The 22,739-nt window shown below is 43.9% G+C and carries 23 protein-coding genes; 12 read left to right on the top strand and 11 right to left on the bottom strand.

Translation table 11 applies throughout. The features are described 5' to 3' along the window. Positions 1-210 precede the first annotated feature (210 nt). Positions 211-1,059, bottom strand: a complete 849-nt coding sequence (fdhD, locus tag F6K53_RS26725) for a formate dehydrogenase accessory sulfurtransferase FdhD (protein WP_293067836.1) — start codon at positions 1,057-1,059, stop codon at positions 211-213. A 529-nt stretch (positions 1,060-1,588) separates the two neighbouring features. Here fdhD and F6K53_RS26720 point away from each other — a divergent pair. After that, positions 1,589-3,835, top strand: coding sequence for an FdhF/YdeP family oxidoreductase (locus tag F6K53_RS26720; protein ID WP_293067839.1), 2,247 nt, complete (start codon positions 1,589-1,591; stop codon positions 3,833-3,835). A gap of 290 nt (positions 3,836-4,125) precedes the next feature. Here F6K53_RS26720 and F6K53_RS26715 read toward each other — a convergent pair whose 3' ends face one another. After that, positions 4,126-4,419, bottom strand: coding sequence for a hypothetical protein (locus F6K53_RS26715; RefSeq protein WP_293067842.1), 294 nt, complete (start codon positions 4,417-4,419; stop codon positions 4,126-4,128). Between the two features lie 303 nt (positions 4,420-4,722). On the opposite strand from F6K53_RS26715, the gene F6K53_RS26710 reads away from it, so the two are divergent. The 3 genes from F6K53_RS26710 to F6K53_RS26700 all read left to right on the top strand — a co-directional run bounded on the left by F6K53_RS26710 (position 4,723) and on the right by F6K53_RS26700 (position 6,327). After that, entirely contained in the window at positions 4,723-4,890 is a 168-nt protein-coding gene (locus tag F6K53_RS26710; RefSeq protein WP_293037507.1) for a hypothetical protein, read from the top strand. Positions 4,891-5,070: 180 nt separating this feature from the next. Beyond that, entirely contained in the window at positions 5,071-5,229 is a 159-nt protein-coding gene (locus F6K53_RS26705) for a DUF2256 domain-containing protein (RefSeq protein ID WP_075904077.1), read from the top strand. Between the two features lie 141 nt (positions 5,230-5,370). Next, positions 5,371-6,327 (top strand): isoaspartyl peptidase/L-asparaginase, encoded by a 957-nt coding sequence (locus tag F6K53_RS26700; RefSeq protein ID WP_293037504.1) that lies wholly within the window; start codon positions 5,371-5,373, stop codon positions 6,325-6,327. Positions 6,328-6,614: 287 nt separating this feature from the next. Here the strand turns inward: F6K53_RS26700 and F6K53_RS26695 are convergent, their stop codons facing one another. From F6K53_RS26695 to F6K53_RS26680, 4 genes are all read right to left on the bottom strand, one after another. After that, complete coding sequence (locus F6K53_RS26695) at positions 6,615-7,658, bottom strand: sister chromatid cohesion protein PDS5 (protein WP_293067847.1); 1,044 nt, start codon at positions 7,656-7,658, stop codon at positions 6,615-6,617. Between the two features lie 129 nt (positions 7,659-7,787). Beyond that, a complete protein-coding gene (locus F6K53_RS26690; RefSeq protein ID WP_293067850.1) occupies positions 7,788-9,857 on the bottom strand; it encodes an NACHT domain-containing protein in 2,070 nt (689 codons plus the stop codon). Between the two features lie 155 nt (positions 9,858-10,012). Then, the gene (gene glmU, locus F6K53_RS26685) at positions 10,013-11,380 is read right to left on the bottom strand and encodes a bifunctional UDP-N-acetylglucosamine diphosphorylase/glucosamine-1-phosphate N-acetyltransferase GlmU (RefSeq protein ID WP_293082712.1); all 1,368 of its coding nucleotides are present in this window, start codon (positions 11,378-11,380) and stop codon (positions 10,013-10,015) included. Positions 11,381-11,668: 288 nt separating this feature from the next. Continuing rightward, positions 11,669-11,845, bottom strand: a complete 177-nt coding sequence (locus F6K53_RS26680; RefSeq protein ID WP_293082709.1) for a hypothetical protein — start codon at positions 11,843-11,845, stop codon at positions 11,669-11,671. Between F6K53_RS26680 and F6K53_RS26675 the strand changes: the two genes are divergently transcribed. Beyond that, the gene (locus F6K53_RS26675) at positions 11,831-12,196 is read left to right on the top strand and encodes a hypothetical protein (protein ID WP_293082706.1); all 366 of its coding nucleotides are present in this window, start codon (positions 11,831-11,833) and stop codon (positions 12,194-12,196) included. The two genes, F6K53_RS26680 and F6K53_RS26675, sit on opposite strands and share 15 nt — an antisense overlap. Here the strand turns inward: F6K53_RS26675 and F6K53_RS26670 are convergent. After that, positions 12,140-13,018 (bottom strand): MnmC family methyltransferase, encoded by an 879-nt coding sequence (locus F6K53_RS26670; protein ID WP_293037490.1) that lies wholly within the window; start codon positions 13,016-13,018, stop codon positions 12,140-12,142. The genes F6K53_RS26675 and F6K53_RS26670 overlap by 57 nt on opposite strands. 295 nt (positions 13,019-13,313) lie before the next feature. Between F6K53_RS26670 and F6K53_RS26665 the strand changes: the two genes are divergently transcribed. Further along, on the top strand, positions 13,314-14,411 hold the full coding sequence (locus tag F6K53_RS26665; RefSeq protein WP_293037488.1) for a tocopherol cyclase family protein: 1,098 nt from the start codon (positions 13,314-13,316) through the stop codon (positions 14,409-14,411). A gap of 125 nt (positions 14,412-14,536) precedes the next feature. Here the strand turns inward: F6K53_RS26665 and F6K53_RS26660 are convergent, their stop codons facing one another. Further along, complete coding sequence (locus tag F6K53_RS26660; protein ID WP_293067862.1) at positions 14,537-14,878, bottom strand: hypothetical protein; 342 nt, start codon at positions 14,876-14,878, stop codon at positions 14,537-14,539. 531 nt (positions 14,879-15,409) lie between these two features. On the opposite strand from F6K53_RS26660, the gene F6K53_RS26655 reads away from it, so the two are divergent. After that, complete coding sequence (locus tag F6K53_RS26655; protein ID WP_293082704.1) at positions 15,410-15,841, top strand: hypothetical protein; 432 nt, start codon at positions 15,410-15,412, stop codon at positions 15,839-15,841. On the opposite strand, the gene F6K53_RS26650 is transcribed toward F6K53_RS26655, so the two are convergent. Together F6K53_RS26650 and F6K53_RS26645 are read right to left on the bottom strand one after the other, a co-directional pair. Further along, positions 15,781-16,935 carry a DUF819 family protein gene (locus F6K53_RS26650; protein ID WP_293067865.1) on the bottom strand — a complete coding sequence of 385 codons (1,155 nt, stop codon included), beginning with the start codon at positions 16,933-16,935 and terminating at the stop codon, positions 15,781-15,783. The two genes, F6K53_RS26655 and F6K53_RS26650, sit on opposite strands and share 61 nt — an antisense overlap. A 5-nt stretch (positions 16,936-16,940) precedes the next feature. Continuing rightward, positions 16,941-17,210 (bottom strand): UPF0175 family protein, encoded by a 270-nt coding sequence (locus F6K53_RS26645; protein WP_293026349.1) that lies wholly within the window; start codon positions 17,208-17,210, stop codon positions 16,941-16,943. 606 nt (positions 17,211-17,816) lie between these two features. On the opposite strand from F6K53_RS26645, the gene F6K53_RS26640 reads away from it, so the two are divergent. The 5 genes from F6K53_RS26640 to F6K53_RS26620 all read left to right on the top strand — a co-directional run bounded on the left by F6K53_RS26640 (position 17,817) and on the right by F6K53_RS26620 (position 21,569). Further along, a complete protein-coding gene (locus F6K53_RS26640; protein WP_293026345.1) occupies positions 17,817-18,785 on the top strand; it encodes a transposase in 969 nt (322 codons plus the stop codon). 99 nt (positions 18,786-18,884) lie between these two features. Further along, positions 18,885-19,025, top strand: coding sequence for a hypothetical protein (locus F6K53_RS26635; protein ID WP_293030707.1), 141 nt, complete (start codon positions 18,885-18,887; stop codon positions 19,023-19,025). A gap of 321 nt (positions 19,026-19,346) precedes the next feature. Next, positions 19,347-20,858, top strand: a complete 1,512-nt coding sequence (locus F6K53_RS26630; protein WP_293030709.1) for a reverse transcriptase domain-containing protein — start codon at positions 19,347-19,349, stop codon at positions 20,856-20,858. Between the two features lie 119 nt (positions 20,859-20,977). After that, positions 20,978-21,370 (top strand): transposase, encoded by a 393-nt coding sequence (locus F6K53_RS26625; RefSeq protein WP_293025608.1) that lies wholly within the window; start codon positions 20,978-20,980, stop codon positions 21,368-21,370. A 52-nt stretch (positions 21,371-21,422) separates the two neighbouring features. Continuing rightward, positions 21,423-21,569, top strand: coding sequence for a hypothetical protein (locus tag F6K53_RS26620; RefSeq protein ID WP_293025610.1), 147 nt, complete (start codon positions 21,423-21,425; stop codon positions 21,567-21,569). On the opposite strand, the gene F6K53_RS26615 is transcribed toward F6K53_RS26620, so the two are convergent. Then, a partial coding sequence (locus tag F6K53_RS26615; RefSeq protein WP_293082701.1) for a WD40 repeat domain-containing serine/threonine-protein kinase occupies positions 21,547-22,739 on the bottom strand: 1,193 nt, incomplete at its 5' end. The two genes, F6K53_RS26620 and F6K53_RS26615, sit on opposite strands and share 23 nt — an antisense overlap.

Here is a 22,739-nt window from a genome sequence, read left to right as displayed (position 1 = left end):
TCAGCATTCAGCTATCAGCTATCAGCTATCAGCTAATGGGTGGCACAGGCTAGAAGCCTGTGCCACGGTACTTGATGTGCTTATGGGCATAGGATAAGCTACACCAAACAGCTTTTGAATAAGCGACTGGACAAGACAACAGGTAAGCAAAAGTTTAATCTGAGTTACGGAATGCTGACAGCTGACAGCTGACCGCTGAATGCTGACATATCAACCATGATCAAAAAAACTGCAAATACGCTCTTTCCCAGAATAAACATTAAACCGTTTTCCCCGCAGAAATCCCACAAGGGTAATCCCAAACTCTCTGGCTAGGGTTACCGCTAGACTGCTGGGAGCAGATACAGCGCAAACAATTGGAACCCTAGCCATGAGACATTTCTGTAAAATCTCAAAACTAGAGCGCCCACTGACCATGACAATGCGATCGCTTAAGGGCAGTTGATTAGTTAATAACGCTGAACCCACCAATTTATCCACAGCATTGTGACGTCCTACATCCTCTTGTAAACAGAGTAACTCTCCTTGGGAATTAAACAACCCAGCAGCATGGATTCCCCCAGTTGTGGAAAACACTGATTGAGCTGAACGCAGCTGTTCCGAGAGGCTGTAAATCACTTCAGTGCTGACTTCCATAGCATCAGACATCACTGGACACCCTCGCAACCGTAGTGCCTCAAGACTAGCTTTTCCACAAATTCCACAGGCGCTGGTGGTAAAAAAGTGGCGTTCCAGGGGCTGCAAATCTGGAGTCAGTTCTTCCCTCAAGGTCACATTCACAATATTATAGCGCTGCTCACCATCTCGATTAGAATCCACACAGTAGCTAATCCGTTGAATATCATCCCGATGCTTCACAATTCCTTCACTATAGAGGAACCCTGCTGCTAGTTCAAAATCTGCCCCTGGGGTGCGCATGGTCACCGCAACGGTTTTCTGGGCAGAGGTCAGGCGAATTTCCAAGGGTTCTTCTGTTGCCAGTTGATCTAAACGCGATCGCACTTGGCTGTTTTCCACTACCCAGACTTGGGATTTAGTTTTGCTACGGTGCTGATTCATACTTTATACTCAGAGCTTGCACCAAGTTTAAAATTATCTGTAAAGGCAGGGAGTAGGGAGTAGGGAGTAGGGAGTAGGGAGTAGGGAGTAGAACTGCATCGTTATGCCCTATTCCTTAAAATTAAAAATATACCTCACCCATTAGATAAATACTATAGATTTATCTAACTTTTTATGGTATTACTAAATTAAGCGATCGCTCTGCTATCAACAAACACAATAATTCCTAGCAACCAACCCTTTAAACCTCAGTTTTATTGACACCAATAAACCGTTATATTCCCTCCAACATTTCATCCTAAGCATTTCCTTAAATTAAGTTATTTATTATATAGTAATCCCTAGAGTAATTGTGATAATTTTTGTTCCCTATTCCCTATTCTCTATTCCCTATTCCCTATTCCCTATTCCCTGCTCCCTGCTCCCTGCTCCCTAAAATCCAGAAATTGTTTACCTCATAGCTATGATAATTGCTATAAGTTTATGGTAACGTAATCAAGTACCCAGATTTTAACGTTACTCCAAACTCATGCTGCGTCAACCCAAAAAAGGCTGGACTCCTTCCCACTGGGCAAACTGGAAACCATTCGGTATTGGTGAACAATACCCGAACAATTATTGGGAAGTCTTCAGAGCAGCTTGGGAAAACCGAGACCAGTTATCCTATGCTTGGGATATCTTAAATCAGGGAGTGTGCGACGGTTGCGCCCTTGGCACTACTGGTATGAAAGACTGGACTCTTGATGGCGTCCATGTCTGTAATGTCCGGCTGCGGCTGTTGCGGATGAATACCATGGCAGCATTTGACCCCGAAATCTTAGCAGATGTCTCTCAGCTTCAGAGGAAAAAAAGTATCCAACTGCGGGATTTAGGACGGCTTGCTTACCCCATGATGCGGCAACGAGGGGAGCAAGGATTTCGTCGAATTAGTTGGGATAAAGCACTGGAATTAATCAGTGATTCCCTAAGGAATAGTTTACCTTCACCCATTGATAGCAGCACTAACCGATTTAGCGTTTATCTAACCAGTAGAGGTACAGTAAATGAAACCTACTATGCTGCCCAAAAAGCAGTGCGGGCAATCGGAACTAATAATATAGATAATGCTGCTCGCATCTGCCATTCTCCGAGTACTGCTGGACTTAAAGCAGGATTAGGGGTAGCAGCTACTACTTGTTCTTATCAAGATTGGATTGGCACAGATTTATTAGTATTCATTGGCTCTAACGTTGCCAACAATCAACCAGTTACAGTTAAGTATCTCCACTGGGCTAAGAAGGCTGGTACCAAAATTGTGGTAATTAACACTTACCAAGAACCAGGTATGGAACGCTATTGGGTGCCTTCGATTCCCGAAAGTGCCTTATTTGGTACTAAATTTGCCGAAGACTTCTTTTTAATCAATATGGGTGGGGATATGGCATTCCTCAATGGCACCCTTAAGGAGATGATTGCTAACCATTGGGTAGACTTATCCTTCATCAAAAATCATACGACTAATTTTGAGCAATTAAAAGCAACCCTAGCTAACCAATCCTGGGAAGAACTAGAACAGCTTTCCGGTACCTCCCGTGAACATATGTACGCCTTTGCCAAGATGCTAGCTGAAGCTGATAAAGCTGTGTTTGTCTGGAGCATGGGTATTACCCAGCATCAGTGTGGCGAAGATAATGTGCGAGCCATCATTAACGTAGCCTTAGCAAAAGGGTTTGTTGGTCGAGAAGGCTGTGGGTTAATGCCGATTCGGGGTCACTCTGGGGTGCAAGGAGGAGCAGAAATGGGATGCTATGCCACGGTTTTTCCTGGTGGTAAGCCCATTACTCCAGAAAATGCGGCCAAGCTCAGCCAACAATGGCAGTTTGAAGTACCCACCACCAAAGGATTAACAGCAGCGGAAATGATTGATGCTGCCCATTCAGGGGAGTTGGATATAGTATTTTCCGTCGGAGGCAATTTCCTGGAGGTGTTGCCAGAACCAGATTATATCAAAGAGGCACTACAGCGAATCCCTCTGAGAGTCCATATGGATATTGTCCTCTCCAGTCAAATGTTAGTAGAACCTGGGGAAACCGTAGTCTTGTTACCCGCCACGACTCGCTACGAAATTCCAGGGGGAGTAACTGAAACCAGTACCGAGAGACGGGTGATTTTCAGTCCAGAAATTCCTGGCCCTCGGATTGGGGAAGCCCGTCCGGAGTGGGAAGTGTTTATGGAACTAGCACGGCGAGTGCGTCCGGATTTGGCAGATAAATTATACTTTGATAGCACAGCCGCCATTCGGGCAGAAATTGCCCAGGTTATCCCCCAGTATGCTGGTATCCAACATCTGAAGGAAGCTGGTGATCAGTTCCAGTATGGCGGTTCCCATCTCTGCTTTGGCTGGAATTTCCCCACACCGGATGGGTTAGCCCATTTTTCCCCCTTATCTCCACCCAAGTTAGAGCTGCCAGAAGGTCATTTCTTGGTAGCCACCAGGCGAGGTAAACAATTTAACAGCATGGTGCAAGAACAGAAAGATGCCATTACTGGGGCAAGGCGAAAGGCGGTGCTGATGAGTCGGGTGGATGCTAAAAAACTGAGATTAAACCATGGCGATGCCGTAATCCTGAGGAATCAACAGGGTCAATTCCAAGGAAACATCCATATCGCACCGATTACACCAGGAAATTTACAGGTACATTGGCCTGAAGGAAATGTGCTATTGGATAAACGCAAGCGATCGCCTGAAGTAGATATTCCAGACTACAATGCTTTGGTTCGACTGGAGAAGGTTTAACGATCAGAACTTGTGTGAACAGATAGTATCGAGTTCGGTTAATTACTTTGTATTCAGGTAATTTGTAATTTATACTTTTTAAGTTACAAGTTACAAGTTACAAGTTACAGGTGACAAGTTACAAGTTATAAGTTTTATAGGGCACCTCAATGAATTGTGATAATTTTTGTGCCCTACTCCCTACTCCCTACTCCCTGTTCCCTACTCCCTACTCCCTACTCCCTACTCCCTACTCCCTACTCCCTACTCCCTGTTCCCTTTGCTATATAAGTAGTCAACCGGACATAATATTAGTCAGCAACATATCGCCATCCTTGAGGTTCATATTCCCGTTGAATTCGCACCATCCAGCTACCTTGTGGAAGCTCTATGGGCTGATGCTCTTCGTGAGTTAAGGTTGCTATTTCTGAAACAACTTGTAGATAAAGGATGCCATTTTTTTCGTATAACTGAGCAACACCATCACTGATGCGATGGGAATGTCCAGTTACCTCTCCTTCTGCTAGGGTTAGGTGAGGTAACTGTTGTCCATTGATTTGCTCTACAGGAAGTAAAATAACGTCCCCTTGTCGAATAGGTTGCATAGGTTCTTTGATTAGTTGTTAGTTTGATTAGTTGTTAGTTTGATTAATTGTTAGTTTGATTAATTGTTATCTAGTTATCGATTAGTTGGGAAAGGTCATATATCATGTCGGGATAATTACCCTTAATAAAAATCTCCCCCATCTCCCCATCTCCCCATCTCCCCATCTCCCCATCTCCCCATCTCCCTATCTCCCTATCTCCCCACACTTCCCACCCTCCCCTCGCTCTCTAGAAAGATGGGTATTCAACCTGACTTGATAATAAGGGTTCTTTTTCCCCTTACTATAGCATTTATCCTAGTAATGATGTACAGTCAATTGGCTTATGCCTACTCCCTATTGCGTACTCCCTATTGCCTAAAACCTAGGACAAAGTACTTGATAAGTATGAAAAATTATAGGTTTTATAAACGAGTTGTGAAAATTCCGAAACCCAAAATCATTGTGAGTACGGGTATCCTGCCCCCGTGAAATTTCACAACCTATTTATAATTGCTATAGACAATCAAAACTCAAAAGTTTTCAATTAACAATAAACAATTAACGATTAACCGCTATATAATTAAATTTTGTAATTTTTTTTTATTAAACTTGATAGAAATTAATAATTTGTTACAATAAAAGATACTCATTATCTATAATAGAACTAATATGACACGCCAGCAATTGAAATCGAACCTGCCAACAAAAATTTGCCCTGTTTGTCAACGTTCCTTTACATGGCGCAAAAAATGGCAAGATTGTTGGGAGGAAGTCAAATATTGCTCAGAGCGCTGTCGCAGACGGAAATCTGGCGTGAAGCAGAGATGAGGTATCAAGGATAACCAGGGCTAGTTCCAAAGGTTTCGTCAGTGAACTTTTTGTGTTTTGTATATTTTCATACTTGACACAGCAGACTCTCATAATTCACACTATGTGTTCTAATCCTTAATCTTTTCTTCATTCTTGTGTATGTTTGTGAAGACGGTGTGTCCCAAAGTCATTATCCACGGTGGTGCTGGTAGTTCTATAAAAGGCAAAGGAGGGGCTGATGCGATTCGCAAGTCCCTCCACTCAATTATTGAGGAGATTTATGCCTTGTTAGTGAACGGTAGTAGTGCGACTGATGCTGTGGTCCGAGGCTGCCAACTGTTAGAAGATGACCCGCGCTTTAATGCTGGAACCGGTTCAGTGTTGCAATCAGATGGGCAAATCCGGATGAGTGCGTCCCTGATGGAAGGTCAATCTCAGCGCTTCAGCGGTGTGATTAATGTGTCGCGAGTGCAGCATCCGATTCAGCTGGCAGAAGCGTTGCAAGGCTCCGATGACCGCGTGCTGTCGGACTATGGAGCGGCAGAATTGTTACGAGACATGCAACTCCCGGTTTACAATCCTATGACGCAGCTGCGGTTACAAGAGTGGCTCAAAGAAAGGCAGGCCAATTTTAGCCATAAGATGGCGGGAGTGATTGCTGAGGACGAATTGGTGACCAGCTCTGAAGCTCGAAGGGGAACCATTGGTGTGGTTGTACTAGATAGCCGGGGTCATCTGGCAGCAGGGACCTCTACTGGTGGTAAGGGTTTTGAACGGATTGGTCGCGTCAGTGACTCGGCAATGCCAGCAGGAAATTACGCTACTGGTGATGCAGCAGTGAGCTGCACCGGTATCGGGGAAGACATTATGGAAGAGTGTCTAGCAGCACGGATTGTGGTGCGAGTCACTGATGGTTTATCCCTGGTGAATGCCATGGAGCGTTCATTTAAGGAAGCTCGGAAGAATCAGCGAGATTTTGCCGCTATTGCTCTAGATGCTAATGGTGCGATCGCATGGGGCAAAACTAGCGAAGTTCTGCTAGCGGCTTATCATACTGGCGAAAAGATTGTGGATACCTTGAATATGACTAAGGATGTGGAATTTTTGTCGATTTAAGTCGATTTAAATGTATCTGAACAATTACGCATACAGGATGCTGAAATCTTGATAGTCATTAGTAATGGCTTTTCGGTACCTGTTAGACTAAGCTGTTAACTTTAGTGGCCTCAAACTGCTATTGTGTATAGCTTTGATATTTTGATAATTGATTTTTTATACTAAATAGTATCTCAATGGCTAAAAGCGTTGCCTAGCAATACTTTGAGCCATTTTTTATGAGAATTAGCCTTGTGGTCAACCCCTCAGCTCCTACTCCCTACTCCCTACTCCCTACTCCCTACTCCCTACTCCCTACTCCCTTGTGGGATTTCCAAATTCCATAGAGCATCAATCCCACTACCCACATAGTCTGAGGCTTGGTGCAGCTCAATCCATTGTGCAAGAGCACTGGACACATAACTAGATGGTTTACCTAACTCAGCCAAGGTCTCAGCTGCTGAGGCACGTACACCAGACTCTTCATCTTTGAGGCACCCCAGCAAGGCAGTGATCACAACTTGAGAAGAATTACCCAACTGGCTTAAGGCATTAATAGTGGCACAACGTACATCAGAATCTTGATCATCTAGCTGGGGTAGTAGGGCACTGACAACTGTTTCAGAAAGGTTCCCTAACTGACCATTACCTAACTGACCTAAAGCAGTAGCGGCGGCACAACGGAGATCAGAATCTTGATCTTTGAGGGATGTGATTAAAGCACTGACTACGGTTTCACTACGCTGGTCTAATTTACCCAACACTGAAGCACTCAAGCAACGAACACGAGAATTTTGATCGTTTAGCCTTGTCAATAACGCACTCACAACGGTTTTACCACGCTGCTTCAATTTGCCCAATGCCCAGATACTGGAGTAACGAACACGAGAATTTTTATCGTTTAACCGCATCAACAAGCTATTCACGACTGGCTCAGAAACCTGAGCTAATTCACCTAATGCTAAAGCTGCTTCAGAACGAACCGTAGCATCGTCATCTTTTAGCCAGCTCAGCAATGTATTTACTAAGCTTTCTGAAGTATTGTCTAATCTGACAATAGCGCTTAGTGATAAGTTCTGAATATTTTTTGGAAGACTAGTGTGATGGAGAGTAGTCAGATAATAGTCAGGAGAGTCTAATTTATTTAAACTATCACTAGTTAATCTATCACTAGTTAATATCTCACTGGCCTGGTGACGCACGGTATTATTATTATCTTCTAGCCCTGCCAAAAAGGTTTTGAGGAATGTCGGGTTTTGCCCTAATTGGTTTTGCCCTAATTGGTTTTGCCCTAATTCCACTTGGCTTTCCTGGGATTGTGTATCTTTCTGAGAGTTTGCTCTATCTTTCAATAGTTGTAAAAGGTCAAGTTTAATCTCAGTCTGATTCAAGTCGGAAAGGGTTTGAAAGACTTGCTGATGGAGTTGGTAACCAACTCGCCGTGAATCACTGGCTGCTAGGGTAACTAATGCTGCTAAAATTTATTGCAGTAGGGAATTATCTGCTATCTTCAAGGGTTGAGTATTTTCGGTAAGGCAAGTGGCAGCAAATAATAAATCCCGATGTAACCAAGACTCATACTCACTGCCATGATTTAAAATTTCCTGAATTGCTTTAGCGGCTTTTTTTGGTTTAAGCTGAGCAATTAGTAGCAGCAACACGTCTTGCCAGTGGGAGTCATGGAGATAGTCTTGGATATGATTAAGGATAATCTCAAAATTTTCTTCATTATCGGCTTGATAGTTAATTTCTTGAGCACACAGATAGTCTTGAAAGATTTTATGGATAAAGGCGTAACCATCCAATCCTTGTTGTGTTAAAATGCCAGTGCGATGCTCCTTTGGAGCCGCTACGCTATCCCTAATCAAATTAACCAACCGTTTTGCCTCTGCCTTGGCCTCGTATAACTGAATCTGTTTCAGGTTTTTAATTTCTCTACCAAACCAAGCGATCAGTTCATCTCGATTAATTACTATCCTACCTTCTTTCTCCGTTTTACTCTCCTGGATATTCATCCAATACCCGAGACGTTCCATCAATCGTCTACAATCATTCAATCCCAGATATTTCAGCTTCTGATTATTACTAATATCTGGACTAATATCTGGTTTATTATCCCAGGAGGTTAATAACAGGTCTACTGCCTGGTCATAAAGCTGATAGCGCTCCAAAGGCAATCGGAAATGATAGCGGTGAATTAGGGTAATAATTGTCAACAATAGGGGGTTTCGTGCCAGGCGTCTAATCTGCTGATGCTCATATAGCACTTTGCTCAGGCTTTCTTTAAGTCGTTGTGCTTCTGCTTTGTATTGAATCTGACTATAGTACCAGCGCTGAATAAATTCCTCTATTTGACTGTCATCAAAGGACTGAATTTGATAGGGATAAAATTCTTCGTTCCTGTAAAACTCCCAGATAAAATTTGAGTTATGGTAACTGGAATTATCGCAGGTTATAATTACCCAATTGTTAGGAAATTGCTGGATAAAATCCTTAATTTTACCTACGACTTGCTCACCTTTTGCTGGTTCTGTGACTTGATCAAGCCCATCGAGCAAAATCAATGTTCGTCCATCCTCCAGCCAATGTTCAAAGAAACCTTTAGGCAGGGATTTCACCAATAGGGTTTTTTCAGCAAACTGCCGTGCATACTCTAGAATACTGATATCTGAATACTCGACCCAATCCCGAATATCAATTAAAATCGGCAGCCAGTCAAGATCTGGCGCTAACCCCATTGCTTCTGGTTGCTTCTGGGCTAACATGACAGCAACATAATTCATTAAGGTGGTTTTACCTGAACCAGGCGCACCCAGTAACATGACGTTTCGGGATTTAGCAGAGGTAACCTGCCAGGTTTTTACGGCTGATAAATATTGGGCAAGAGTTTTTTTAACCGTTTGCATGGGCAATGGTTGCCATTGCTTACCGGGTAATGCTACCTGAGGGTGAAAAACCCGCGACTCTACCGGTCGCTGACTACTGGGAGGATGTAACACTTCCACCTCAGGCATGACAAAAATTTGGTCAAGCTTAAGGGAATGGTTTCCATGCTGGGTCGCTACCAACATCCCAGCAAACTTAACATGATCAATCTTGTTGGAAATTTGCTGGAAATAGTTTTCCTTAGTTAGTTGAAATTGTAAATAAGTGCTGGTTTTCTCAGTATAAGTCTTGACAAAGGTTTCCATCCAGGGAAGGATAAAACTATCTTGTGGTTGAGTGGGGGCATAGTTTGAGGCTACCTGCTTAAATTTCTCCACAAGCAAAGAGGTTAATGGTGCTTTGTGCTCCTCTTGGAGGGGTTTGTGTAATTCCTCCTGTACTTCCCTATCTTGGAAAAAGTCTTCCAGAAAAAACGCGATCGCATCAGGAGCAGAGTAATAGAAAAGGCGCTGCTCTGGTGCCAAGGGTTCTTCTCGCACTAGGGCAGCTTTGAGTCCTTGCTCTACTGCTTTGTGGATGTCGGCAGGAGTTAGCCTAGTTTGAATTTTTCTCCCTAAAATAGGGGTAACAGATTTAGCAACAACAGAAGCAATTTCCCAGGTCATCAGGCTAGCTAAATTTTACCTCAACAATTATTATCGCAGTCTTTAGTCATTTGCTTCCCCTTCTTACTTCTGTTACCCCTATTGCCCCTCTTGAAACACCCAATTTAGGGAATTTAGCAACAACCTGATCAACTTACAGCCATCCCTATACTTGCTCAGCTGTTGGAATCTTCAGTGGTCTTTAATCGCCAACCGGGTTTAACTACCTGATTTCCACGAGCTATTACCAAGCTATCGTTTGGAACATCCTTGGTAACCACAGAACCAGCGGCCACAGTGACATCTTCTCCTAAGGTGAGTGGTGCCACCAAAACACTATTCGAGCCAGTCTTAGTGCGATCGCCTATCTGGGTTTTATGCTTTTTAACACCATCGTAATTGGCAGTAATCGTACCTGCGCCAATATTCACTCGGGACCCTAGGGTAGCATCTCCTAAATAAGATAGATGAGAGGCATTAGTGCGATCGCCAATCTGAGTATTTTTCAGTTCCACAAAATTTCCGATACGGCAGGATTCTCCTACTTGGGCATTACCCCGAAGATGGGAATAGGGACCAATACGGGTGCCATCTTGAACCACAGAATCACTGACCACTGAATATAGCACGGTCACCTTCTCACCCAACTGGCTATTTTCAATCAGACTCCCTGGGCCAATCCTGCTACCAGCACCAATCACGGTCTTACCCCGCAAATGAGTTTGGGGCTCAATGATGACATCAGGTTGCAATTGGACAGTGTCATCAATGGTGATACTGTTTGGGTTAATTAATGTCACCCCTGCCTTCATCCAGCTATCCTTAATCCGCTCTTGCAAAATCTGCTCAGCCATGGCCAGCTGTTTACGGTCATTAATCCCTAGAATTTCGTGGGTTACTTCCACATCCACTGCCATTACTGGATTAACCATGGTAACCGTATCCGTTAGGTAATACTCATTTTGGTCATTATCCGCAGAGAGTTTTGGTAAGACCAAAGCCAATTGAGACCAGTTGAAGCAATAGACACCAGCATTGATGCGGTTATTTTGCTTTTGAGCATCAGTGCAATCCCGGTGTTCCACAATCTGTTGCAGCTGATTGTTACTATCACAGAAAACCCGTCCATAACCGGTGGGATTGGGCACATGGGCAGTTAGGATCGTAGCGCCATTGTTATGGGCTTGATGGCTTTCTAATAGTTGTTTAATGGTGTCGGGACGCAACAAGGGAACATCACCATTTAAGACCAGTAAGTCTCCGGTATCGTCTGCCAAGTGGGGCAACAGTTGCTGGACGGCATGACCAGTACCCAATTGCTCTTTCTGTTCAACGAATTCTACATTGGTGTAGGCGCTCAGACTTTCTTTTACCCGTTCACTCTGATAGCCACAAATCACCATCACTCTGGAGGGGTTAATAGAAACACAACTGTTGAGCACTCGCTCCACTAGAGTTTGTGAACCCAAACGGTGACAGACTTTGGGCAGGTCAGATTTCATGCGAGTTCCGCGTCCTGCCGCTAGAATTGCTACTGCAACCATAGATTAGCTTTTTGCTTCCATCTTTGCATCCCTATCATACTCACACTTGACCTCAGTTTGATGTCATAAATTGGCAGTTTTGTTAAAGATGCACGAGAGAGAATTAATAATTCCGGAGAAGCATGATTACTATATTGGGAGAATAAATAGTGTTATTCCCTATTTAATTTGATTAATTGCTAATTAAGTCAATAATTACCGTATTATTACTATAAAAGGGGAATCGGGAATCGGGAATCGGGAATCGGGAATCGGGAATCGGGACTGCATCCGTTAAAACCGTCTTGACTATTGCCTATTGCCTATTGCCTGGCGTTGCGTCAGTCTTTGAATGAATAGGAGTAGAGTGGGCATCCTGCCCGCGCGAAAATAAGCATGAAACTGGCAAGATGCCAGTTCTACACAAGATGCCAGTTCCACACAAGATGCCCATTCCAGGAAACTGGCAAGATGCCAGTTCCACACAAGATGCCCATTCCAGGAAACTGGCAAGATGCCAGTTCCACACAAGATGCCCATTCCAGGAAACTGGCAAGATGCCAGTTCTACACAAGATGCCAGTTCCACACAAGATGCCCATTCCACCTCACTCTTAAAATCATTCAATTATTAAGCAACACGTTTGGCCTTTTGCTACTCCCTACTCCCTACTCCCTACTCCCTACTCCCTACTCCCTACTCCCTACTCCCTACTCCCTACTCCCTACTCCCTACTCCCTACTCCCTACTCCCTGTTCCCTATTCCCTATTCCCTGTTCCCTATTCCCTTTGCTCTCTCAACCAACGCTTTTTCCAATGGGAGGTTGCTTCAAGTAAAGAGTTTTGCTGCTCATGGCGGCGTCGGTGTAGAATGTCTGAGGCTGAGTCTGATAAATTCGGGTCTCGGTAAGGTACAGCGGCACGAGTTTGCAAATGTTCTTGTTCTCGGATTGATAAGCTAGGTAAATCAGCTTCAGTAAAGCTAGCGACAGTACCGGGTTGCCGATTTCCCACTTCAATGGTAGAGCCAATAGTAAACCCAGCTGTGATCAGGGCAATTCTCACTGCTGCGGCACAAGAGTAGGTGGCTAGTCTACCGGTGTCTGAGCAACATTGGGCTAAGTGTTGAATAAATTCGAGAGTCCATAATTGGGGACAGTTGGGTGGGGAAAAGGGGTCAAGAAAGATAGCATCAGCTTGGAAGTTAGCTTGTTGCACCTGTTGGATAGTTTTTCTGGCATCACCGAGATAGAGTTGAGCTTGCAATTGCTGGGTTTCAACCAGTCCAGTAGTTGCCAGAGCCTCTAATAGTTGGGGGATAGGATTGGGAAAGTGATTAAGCCAACCCTGAGCGATCGCAGCTTGTGGTACGGTAGAGTGTAATTCTAGGGCAACTAGTTGGACATGGCAGTGGGGATTGTGTGTCCAAATTTCCGCTAGGGCAGCAGCGCTGTTGTAACCTAGACCATAACAGATATCTAATAACCGTAGCACTGGCTGTTGGGCTTTTTCAGCTATTTGGCAGGGTTTGACAAACTTCAGCTGGGCTTCTTCTATGGCACCTTGTCGGCTGTGATAGGATTCACCAATTTCTGAACAAAAGAAGGTGAATGAGCCATCAGCAGTCATTTCGGGTGTGAATACCTTTTTATCGGGCATTAGGGAGTAGGGAGTAGGGAGTAGGGAGTAGGGGTAACAGGGAACAGTTAATGTAGGGTGGGCAGTGCATCAGACAGATTCACCAAGCTGGTTATAGGGTTACTCGGCACTGCCCACCATCTGCCCACCATAGAAGGTTATGTGGTTGTTCGCCTTTGGCGTTCCCGTGGGGTAGGTTATTTGCCCAACATGCAACATGTAACCTGCTAACTTTCAACCCTTCTAGGGGAAGAGTTGATGCTGGAATTTATAATAATTAATGGCAAAATCCCCCAAGCTACCAAAACCCTAGTCTATGACACATCCTTTTCAAACACCCCACAGCGGATATCACTGGGACGGTAAGAGCGATCGCTTTTTTGAAGGTTGGTACTATCGGGTGACGTTACCCAGTTGTGGTCAGACGTTTGCGTTTATGTATTCCATTGAAGACCCCATTGGTGGTCAACCCTATAGTGGGGGTTCAGCCCAAATTCTAGGCCCTGATGATCAGTATCTGTGTCGTACCTTCCCCCATCCGGAACAGTTTTGGGGGTCATCGGAATCCTTAGGTCTAGGACATTGGGGTAAAACTAAATTACAAATTACTCCTCAATACCTTGACCCGGATAAATTTGAGTATCAAATCAAGGAAGGATATCAGGCTACAGCTACCTTGAATCAAGGGTTTATTCGGGACCCAGCCAGCGGAAACTATTGTGATTGGCGCTATGAAATTAAACCGATTTATGGCTGGGGAGATCAGGGAAAACCCCAGCAATCAACCGCTGGCTGGCTTTCGTTTTTACAGATATTTGAACCAGGATGGCAAATCTTGATGGCCCACGGTTTAGCCACTGGCTGGATTGATTGGAATGGTAGGCTATATGACTTTACCAATGTCCCGGCCTATGGGGAAAAAAATTGGGGTCGTGCTTTTCCTAAGAAGTGGTTTTGGCTTAATTGCAACAGTTTTACCGATCAACCAGACCTGGCTCTAACTGCTGGTGGTGGTAGACGGGAAGTAATGGGGTTGGCAGAAGCAGCTGCATTGATTGGCATTCACTACGAAGGTAAATTTTATGAATTCGTGCCGTGGAATTCAGAAGTAAGCTGGCAGATTGAGCCTTGGGGAAATTGGCAGATGCAAGGGCGCAATGGGGAGTATGAAGTAGAGTTAACTGGTACAACTGACTATCCTGGTACACCTCTACGAGCTCCGACGGAACAGGGGTTAGATTTCATTTGCCGGGATACTATGCAAGGTCACCTGAGGTTGGAACTTAAACAACGACGTGGGGATAACGTTGAACCGATTTTGATAGCTGAAAGTAAGTTATGTGGATTAGAAGTTGGTGGTATTCCTTGGGAGAAACCCTGGAATTCTTCTGCTAAATTGCCTTGGGTTTTGTGATATAGTTCTACGCCTAAGGCAAGAGGCATGCATGCTAAAGTTTACTACCACAGCTTTTCAGATTTTATCTTCATTGGCTTTTATGTTATTAAACAGGAATTCTTGATAATAACTAGACAGCTTGATTAGTCATCAGACTTATATTTTATCTTCATAACATAATTTGTTTTACCTTTGCTTCCGAATGTCACATCGACACCTTTTATACCATCTACATTAATTCCCAAAGCAACATCACGGCTCATCTGAATCTCCATTTCATCAACGTTTTGCTTGCGCCCCTCCTCAATGACTGACCTTATGATTGCACTATCATCTTGAGAAAGATTACCTGGTGATTTCACTAGATCTACTACATATCTAATAAGTGCCCATGCAGTTTTATAAGTGGAAAATGGATCGATAAAGGTTTCCCATGTAAATTGAAATTCAAGCTTCTTTGTTTTCTCGTTATAAACTAGTTTCATAGAATCATTTAGTTTTTAACAATACCTTCGCCAATCTAGGATATGAAAAATTGCAATTAGTCAACAGGGCTTTGGTAGGATACTTGGTATTACCCCTAATACAGTATCTCAAAAGCCCATTTTTGAGCGATTTACACCGATTGAGTATCAATCTTAACCATTTGTACAGCCTCACAGTAAATTACTTAATGCTTATCAGCCTTAGTAATAATATAGCGGTTTTCAATTCGGTGAGGTAGACAATTTTGGGATTTTAGGGAACAGGGAACTTCGCAATTGGGAACTTCGGAATTGGTAAAAAATCCTGTCTAAATCATAAGTATGGAAAACGCTATATAAGAGATTGACAGGGAGCATGTCACTTATGCAGAGCATTTGTACTAAAGCTATAGCCCCCTCATGGGTTTTAGCTTGCTCTAATACTAGATAGTTCATCAACTTTGACCTGCTCCCGATTGAAACTCCTCAAGGCTATAAGCCGGGGGAGTTTCAAAATACTACAGTTTGAAGTGCAGAAGGTGGGCGGAAACATTGGCAAAACATAGGGAAATGCGATGCTCCTTGGCCTTTGGGCCACGCTACGCGAATGGAGCCGCTACGCGATCGCAAAAACCAAAATCCCCAGAAACGTCACCCCAGATACCATTGTTCAAGATCAAAAAAAAACCCCAGCGGGTAGCTGAGGGATTAGTCAGGGTGCATCTACTATTTCTGAATCCAAGGGAGTTCTACCTATATCCGGAAATATTTCCAAAACCTAGGAAAATGCGATATAGCGTTTTTCATAGCTATGAGGTAAACAGTATTTTTTCCCACTTCCGACTTCCCTGCTCCCTGCTCCCTGCTCCCTGCTCCCTAAAATCCACCGGCGTAAGTACCTCACCCAATTTCAAAATACTACATCAACCCAAAGACCGCAGAAAATTACCTAATCCTACACCAATAAACGTAGCTACTGCATAACCCAGAGTACCGCAAAGAATAGCAGGAGTAACAAGTTTATCCCACTGCCGTGCTGTCGCCATAGCCGCTGCTGTAGTTGGCCCACCCATATTAGCATTGGACGCAATCAGCAATTCAGCTAAATCCAAACCCAGCAATCGACCAACTCCCAGTAGCACTAACAAATGGATGGCGAGAATTAATCCAGCAAAGATAAACAGAACTGATCCGACTCGTAGCACTATTTCCACATTAGCGCTGGCTCCAATTACAGCAAAAAATACCTGCATCAGCAGATAGCCAATTTTTTCTGCTGCGGTTATCCTACCTAAATAACTTGGAAATACTGTCGCTAGCATCACAATTAAAACCGTTACCACCAGAATTCCCCCTTTGTTGAAGCCCAACCAGCTAGCGAGACCATAACCTACAGCACAAGTGGTCATACTAATGGCTAATGCCAAAGTGATATCGATAACAGAGAGTCCTTGTCGAGACTGGGAATCAAAGACACTAAACTGGCTAGAATTAGTATTCTCATGGGAACGTTGGTTAGGGAAAATTCCCCGTAGCCACTTCATTGAAGGTAAAGCAAACAACAGTAAAAAGTACAAGGTCATAACTAAATTATCTGCTGCTACCCCGGCACTGAGTAAATCTCCTGCTCGTAACCCAGTGCTTTCAGCGGTTGCCGCAAAATTAACAGAACCACCAATATAAGTAGCACAAAAAATTGCTGCCAACTTCCAACCTTCTTCTCCTAAAGGAATGAGATAGTAAGCCACTACTGTTCCTAGGATTGTTCCCACTGCACCAATGACATAGGCAATTAAGATAGACCCAGCCTCCCACACAATCCGAAACAAGTCAGCTTGGAATAGTAGCAAAGGAATCGCTAAAGGAACTAAGTAAGACCAGACCACCCCATAGGTGGGAGCATCCGGTGGGATAATCCTAAGATTAGATAGGATGAAGGTTACCAAAATGGTCACAACAGCCCCAGATAGTTTAGCTCCCCAAGGAGTACGTTCTGCCCACAATCCAATTGTTGCTGCTGACAGCAGCACAGCCCATAAAGCGAAATCTTGATCAGGATTTATTAGAGAGGTTGCCATTTTGCTTATCTAAAAGCTTTTGAAAATAGATTGTCAAGGATTTTGCGATCTTCGTCTAGGTCAGCTTCGGTGTAGGGAAGGTAAGCTTTTTCCTCCTTGAGGAATTGGTAGGTTTCCCAGCGAGAAGAGAAGTTAAGGATTCTGCGGACTTGGGCAGCGCCAAGCTGACCTTGACGATAGTGATCAGCCACGATCAATTCAAGGATTCTGCGGGAGAGGTCACCTACTTGGAGTTGACTAGCGATTTCATCGGGGAGTTGGATGGTAATTTCCATAGGGGTGATCCGAGTCTGTCCATAGATGCAGTGTAACTCCAAAGTTAGGGAGCAGGGAGCAGGGAGTAGGGAGTAGGGAAGAGAGAATAGGGAACTTCAGATCAGGAAAAAAATCCTGTGTACCTTATAGCTATGAGAACCGCTATATAAATAGGTTATCGAATAGGGGAGTTTGTTCGCGTAGCGTGGCCAAAGGCCAGGGGAAAAGAATACCCCGTCCTCTTAGGTCTTAAAGTTACCGTAAGGAGAGTGGAGCCTTAATCAATAAGTTTTAACCTTTTTATGCATAGCCTGCCAACCATAAAGGCTCCACTCTCCTAAGGTTTCGTCTCCAGGGATGAATTTTCCCTTCAAATACCGATCACTCAGGTAGCACACCAGTCTTTCCCAAAAATTCCAGATACTCCGATAGACTTAACTCCGAAGAAGCTGCTAGGTATTTCAATCCATTCCAAGCCGTTTGTGTGGCCTTGATGCTATGGGTTGTTTTAGGTTCGTCATAAAGTCGGGGTCTTCCTACTTTTTTTTATTTTTGTTTAGGCATCCTCTTGTCAATATAATTTCGGAAATATATAATTAAGATAGCACGGATGGAGAGGTCGAGCCATGCAGCTTGGATACGTCTATAAACTAAGACCCAATCATCAGCAACAAGCCACAATGAACCGATGGCTAGATATGCTGTTAGCTCAGTACAATTACTTATTGAGAGACAGAAATGAGTCTTATGATCAAGTTAGATCTCCAAGACTAGGTAATTACTGTGATTTTAAAAGTAAGGGAGAAGCGTGTCCATTGACCTGTTCCGTGAACAAGTCACATTCTATCGGATATCCTTGGAAAAAAAGTCAAAAGAACCCTCGTAGGAATGCTTACGAAGCTCAGAGCTCAAGTCTCCCAACTCTCAAAAAAGAGCGACCTTGGTACAAAACTATCAATTCAACTGTCTTGCAACAGACGTTAAGGCAGTTAGATGTGGCTTTTTCAAAGTTTTTCAAAGGAGAGACAGAACACCCTAAACCTAAGAGACGTTCGCGATTTAGAAGCTTCAAATATGCTCCAGGACAGGTAAAGCTGGATGGCAATCAAATCTATCTACCAGGGATAGGATGGATGCGTTTCCACAAGTCTCGCCCTATCCCTGATGGATTTACAGTGAAGTCCGTAACCGTTCGTCGAAAAGCACGGGGATGGTTTGTAAGTCTCCAGATTGAGGACAAATCGGTACCAGATCCATCTGTAAAAACTAAAGGCGAAATTGATGCATCTCGTGTCAAAGGTTGCGACCTGGGTATTAAAAAGCTCGTTAGTATTTCTAATGGAGAGATAATCAGCAATCCAGCTAACGACAAAAAATCAAAACGTCAAGCGAGACGTCTGAGATTAAGGCAAAGATCTGCGAGTAGGAAAAAGAAAGGCTCAAAAAACCGCAAAAAATCCTTCTCTAGAGTGGCTTCATTGCATGATCGAATCACTGATAAACGTCGTGCATATCACTGGGAAACTGCTAAAACCCTAACAAATGAAGCCGATGCCCTGATATTTGAGGACTTGAATATGTGCGGCTCGTTCTAGCTAGGAGCCTCCCGTAGTAGGGAGGGGTATAAGCTAGGGGCGCGAGGAATAAACCTCAAACCTAACTGTCTGATTGGATGGTGGTGCAAACCCAACCCCATGAGAAGATATGTGACTCCTTATCTGGCCACACCGAGATGGGCGGCAACCCACCAGAGTGACGCTGGCATCAGGGCGGAATCAGAGGTAAATCAGATGTGCCACACTGCCGCTAAAAGGGAGGCGACACGGGTAGATTAACAAAAGTCCTTAAAAAGTGTCTTAAGTCCAAGCCGCAATCTGACCAGTATATGCGAGACTTCATTCCTTACATTCTCACGGAGCTATATATTTGGTATCCGTAATCTTCGAGAAGGGAATAGGCAAAGTGGACTGCCCTAAATCGCCAAATAAATCTAACAGACGGAACGAGTAAAAACGACAGCAACATTGAGTCTAGAGAAAGGTCGAACCTCTAGTAAGTTATGCCAAACTTAATCCTCACTGTCGGGTAAGATGCAGCCAAATAACTGGCTGCGGGTATCCAGAAAACACAAACCTTAGGAGAGTATAGGTAGACGCATGTCTAATAATCGATATAGCGACCTTTGGAAAAGTCAAAAGTGGAAGAAAATCCGCCAAGACCTTTTCCGCCTACAAAAGAGAGTGTTCAAAGCAGTTCGAGATGGTGACTTGAAGAAAGCACGGTCTTTACAGAAGCTAATACTGAAATCCCGCGCAGCTCAGCTTTTGGCAGTACGTCAAGTGACACAGCTAAACAAAGGAAAGAAAACGGCTGGAGTTGATGGAAAGTCAAGCCTCAACTACAGAGAACGCATGGAACTGGTTGAAACATTGAACCTCTATGGCCACGACTGGAAACATAGCGGACTTCGTGAAATTCCAATCCCTAAGAAGAATGGAAAAGTAAGAATGTTAAAGATACCAACCATTGCTGACAGAGCCTGGCAATGTCTAATTAAGTTTGCCTTAGAACCAGCTCATGAAGCTTTGTTCAGCGCCGACAGCTACGGGTTTAGGACAGGAAGATGCGCACAAGATGTGCAAAAACGCCTGTACAATCACCTAAAAGCAAATAAAAGCGGCTCTAATAAAACAAAAAGGATAATAGAATTAGACATCAAAAAATGCTTTGACCGTATCTCCCACAACTCCATAATGAAACGAGTTATTGCTCCGGCAACTATTAAAAAGGGAATATTCCGATGCCTTAAAGCAGGAGTAGACCCTGAGTTTCCAGAGCAAGGCACGCCCCAGGGAGGAGTGGTAAGTCCCTTGTTAGCTAACATCGCACTAGACGGAATAGAAGATATACACACCAGTCTAAGGTACGCCGACGACATGGTGGTCATTCTGAAGCCAAAAGATAACGCCACGAAGATACTAGACTCTATCAAAGCATTCCTGGTTGAGAGAGGGATGGAAATAAGCGTTGAAAAGACCAAGTTAACCAAAGCGACAGAAGGATTTGATTTCCTGGGCTGGTATTTCCGAGTCCAGAAAAACGGAAAATTTCGGTCAATTCCCTCAGAGGAAAACCACCGAAACATACGTAAGAAAATCAAAGCCATAGTCAACAGCTCGAATTATGGTGCCGAAGTAAAAGCCAGAAAATTGGCACCCATTGTGCGCGGTTGGCGGAACTACCATAACAGCTGCAATATGAGCAGCGCTCGGGATTCTTTGTGGTTCATGAACAACACTGCCCACCGAAAGTTCCGAAAGGAAAAGAAAGTAGGTCGGTATAGAGCTGATGAACTATGTAAAAAGGCATTCCCAAAAGTTGGGTATAAACAAAACCAACACGTGAACGTAAGGGGAACCAAGTCACCCTACGACGGTGACCTGGTGTACTGGAGCAATCGAAATTCGCGATTATACTCCGATGCTACCTCTGAAGCCTTGAAAAAGCAAAACCATTCCTGTGGATATTGTGGGTTGAGGTTCATGGAAGACGAGGATGTACATCTTCATCACATAGATGGAAACCACGACAACTGGTCTAAAAAGAACCTACTAGCAGTCCATCAGAGCTGCCACCAACAAATACACTGGAGCAAAACCGAAAGGTAAGGATATCTAGGAGCCGTGTGAGGCGAAAGTTTCATGCACGGTTCTGTTCGCGCAGCGTCGGCCTTAGCCGAAAGGAGAGGTGCCCCAGGTAATACTGGGCATCGACTCTAATCAAAGGTATGAAGTCCCGTTGCAAACCTAAACCCAATGAAAATGGCGGCTACGAACGCAATGGGCAATCGGCCAAAAGAGGATTAAACCGTGCAATATCTAATGCTGCTTGGGGCGAGCTAGTTAAAAAGGTTGAAGTTGTGGCTGCAAAGTCAGGCATTCCAGTAATTAAAATCAACCCAAAACATACGTCTCAGCGATGTCCAAAGTGTCACCACACTAGTGGGAGTAATCGAAAAAAAGAAAAATTCGTTTGCACTGAGTGTGGGTATCACGATGATGCTGATGTAAATGGTGCAGTAAACATTAAAATGCGAGGTCTTAAAAAACTGGGTATTGACCCTACCCAGCTACCTTCGGTTCGAGGGAAAGTTACGCCCACGGAGTTAACAGCCATTTAGGTTGTGCCTGGGAATCCCCATCCTCTTAGGATGGGGAGGTTCAAGAACAATAGTGCTAATTTATCACAACATTAAAAACTCTTTCGAGCTCTTTCCTACTCCCTGCTCCCTACTCCCTGCTCCCTATTCCCTATTCCCTACTCCCTATTCCCTATTCCCTGTTCCCTTTCTCCCAATCACTCAAACTGCCAAATCTTAATAGTATTATCTTGAGAACTACTAGCAATGGTAGCACCATCATGGCTAATAGCAACGGTAGTAACAGCGCTTAAATGATCCGTGAGAGTATAGAGCAATTCACCACTACCAGGATGCCATATTTTGACAGTCTTATCGGCACTACCACTAATTAATGTATTACCTTGAGGGCTAATGGCAATAGATTTAACAGCATGCCCATGTCCTGTGAGAGTAAGCAACGGTTTCTTTGGTATTTGTAAATACCGATCCCTCTTGAGCAACCAAATCTTAATGGTTTTATCAGCACTGCCACTAATTAAGATTTGACCACTAGGGCTAAAGGTGAGTGACTCTACCGATGCCGAATGTCCAGTAATCGTTGCGGTGAGCTTACCAGTTACTAAATTCCAAAGCTTAATGGTTTTGTCAGCACTACCACTAGCTAGCAGTTGTCCATCTTTACTAATAGCTACAGCATTAACTGTTCCTAAATGGCCAAAGAAAGTTGTCTGTAATGATGCCTTCTTCAGCATCCAAAGCTTAATGGTTTGATCAGCACTACCGCTAGCTAGAAGTTGCCCATTGTGACTAATTGCCAGACACTTTACCCAACCTGAATGTCCAGAAAGGGTATGAATTAAATTTCCCGTATACTCATGCCATAGTTTAATGGTATTATCCCAACTGCTACTAGCGATAATTTCTCCATCTGGACTAAAGCCAACTGCCTCAATCACATTTAAATGTCCTGAAAGTTTGGCGACAACTGTTTTAGCTTGCCAGTTAAAAAGCGTGATAGTTTTATCTGTACTACCACTAACTATAGTTTCTCCATTCGGGCTAAAGGCGATAGAATTAATTCCACTAGATTCTTCAGAAAAGGTATGTACACATTTCCAAGTAGGAGTCTCAAACTTAGGGGTAACTGTTGTAGATAAAGACGTTACTGGTATAGCAGCGAAATTCTCTGGTAAACCCAGTGATCCGAGTACTTGAGTAGCAGATTGGTAGCGTTGGTTTGGTAAATTCTCTACCATTTTGTTCAGAATGCGAATAAGCTGATCACTGACAGGTTGCCTGAGGTAATCGATCCAAACCCACTTCCCTTCTAGACTATTAAACATATCAAAGGGGTGAACGTTGGTAAGCAGATGAATACAGGTCACCCCTAAACTGTACAAATCGCTGG

This window comes from Moorena sp. SIO4A1 (assembly GCF_010672065.1).
GTDB lineage: Bacteria > Cyanobacteriota > Cyanobacteriia > Cyanobacteriales > Coleofasciculaceae > Moorena.
This window is presented reverse-complemented; position numbering and strand designations above follow the sequence as displayed.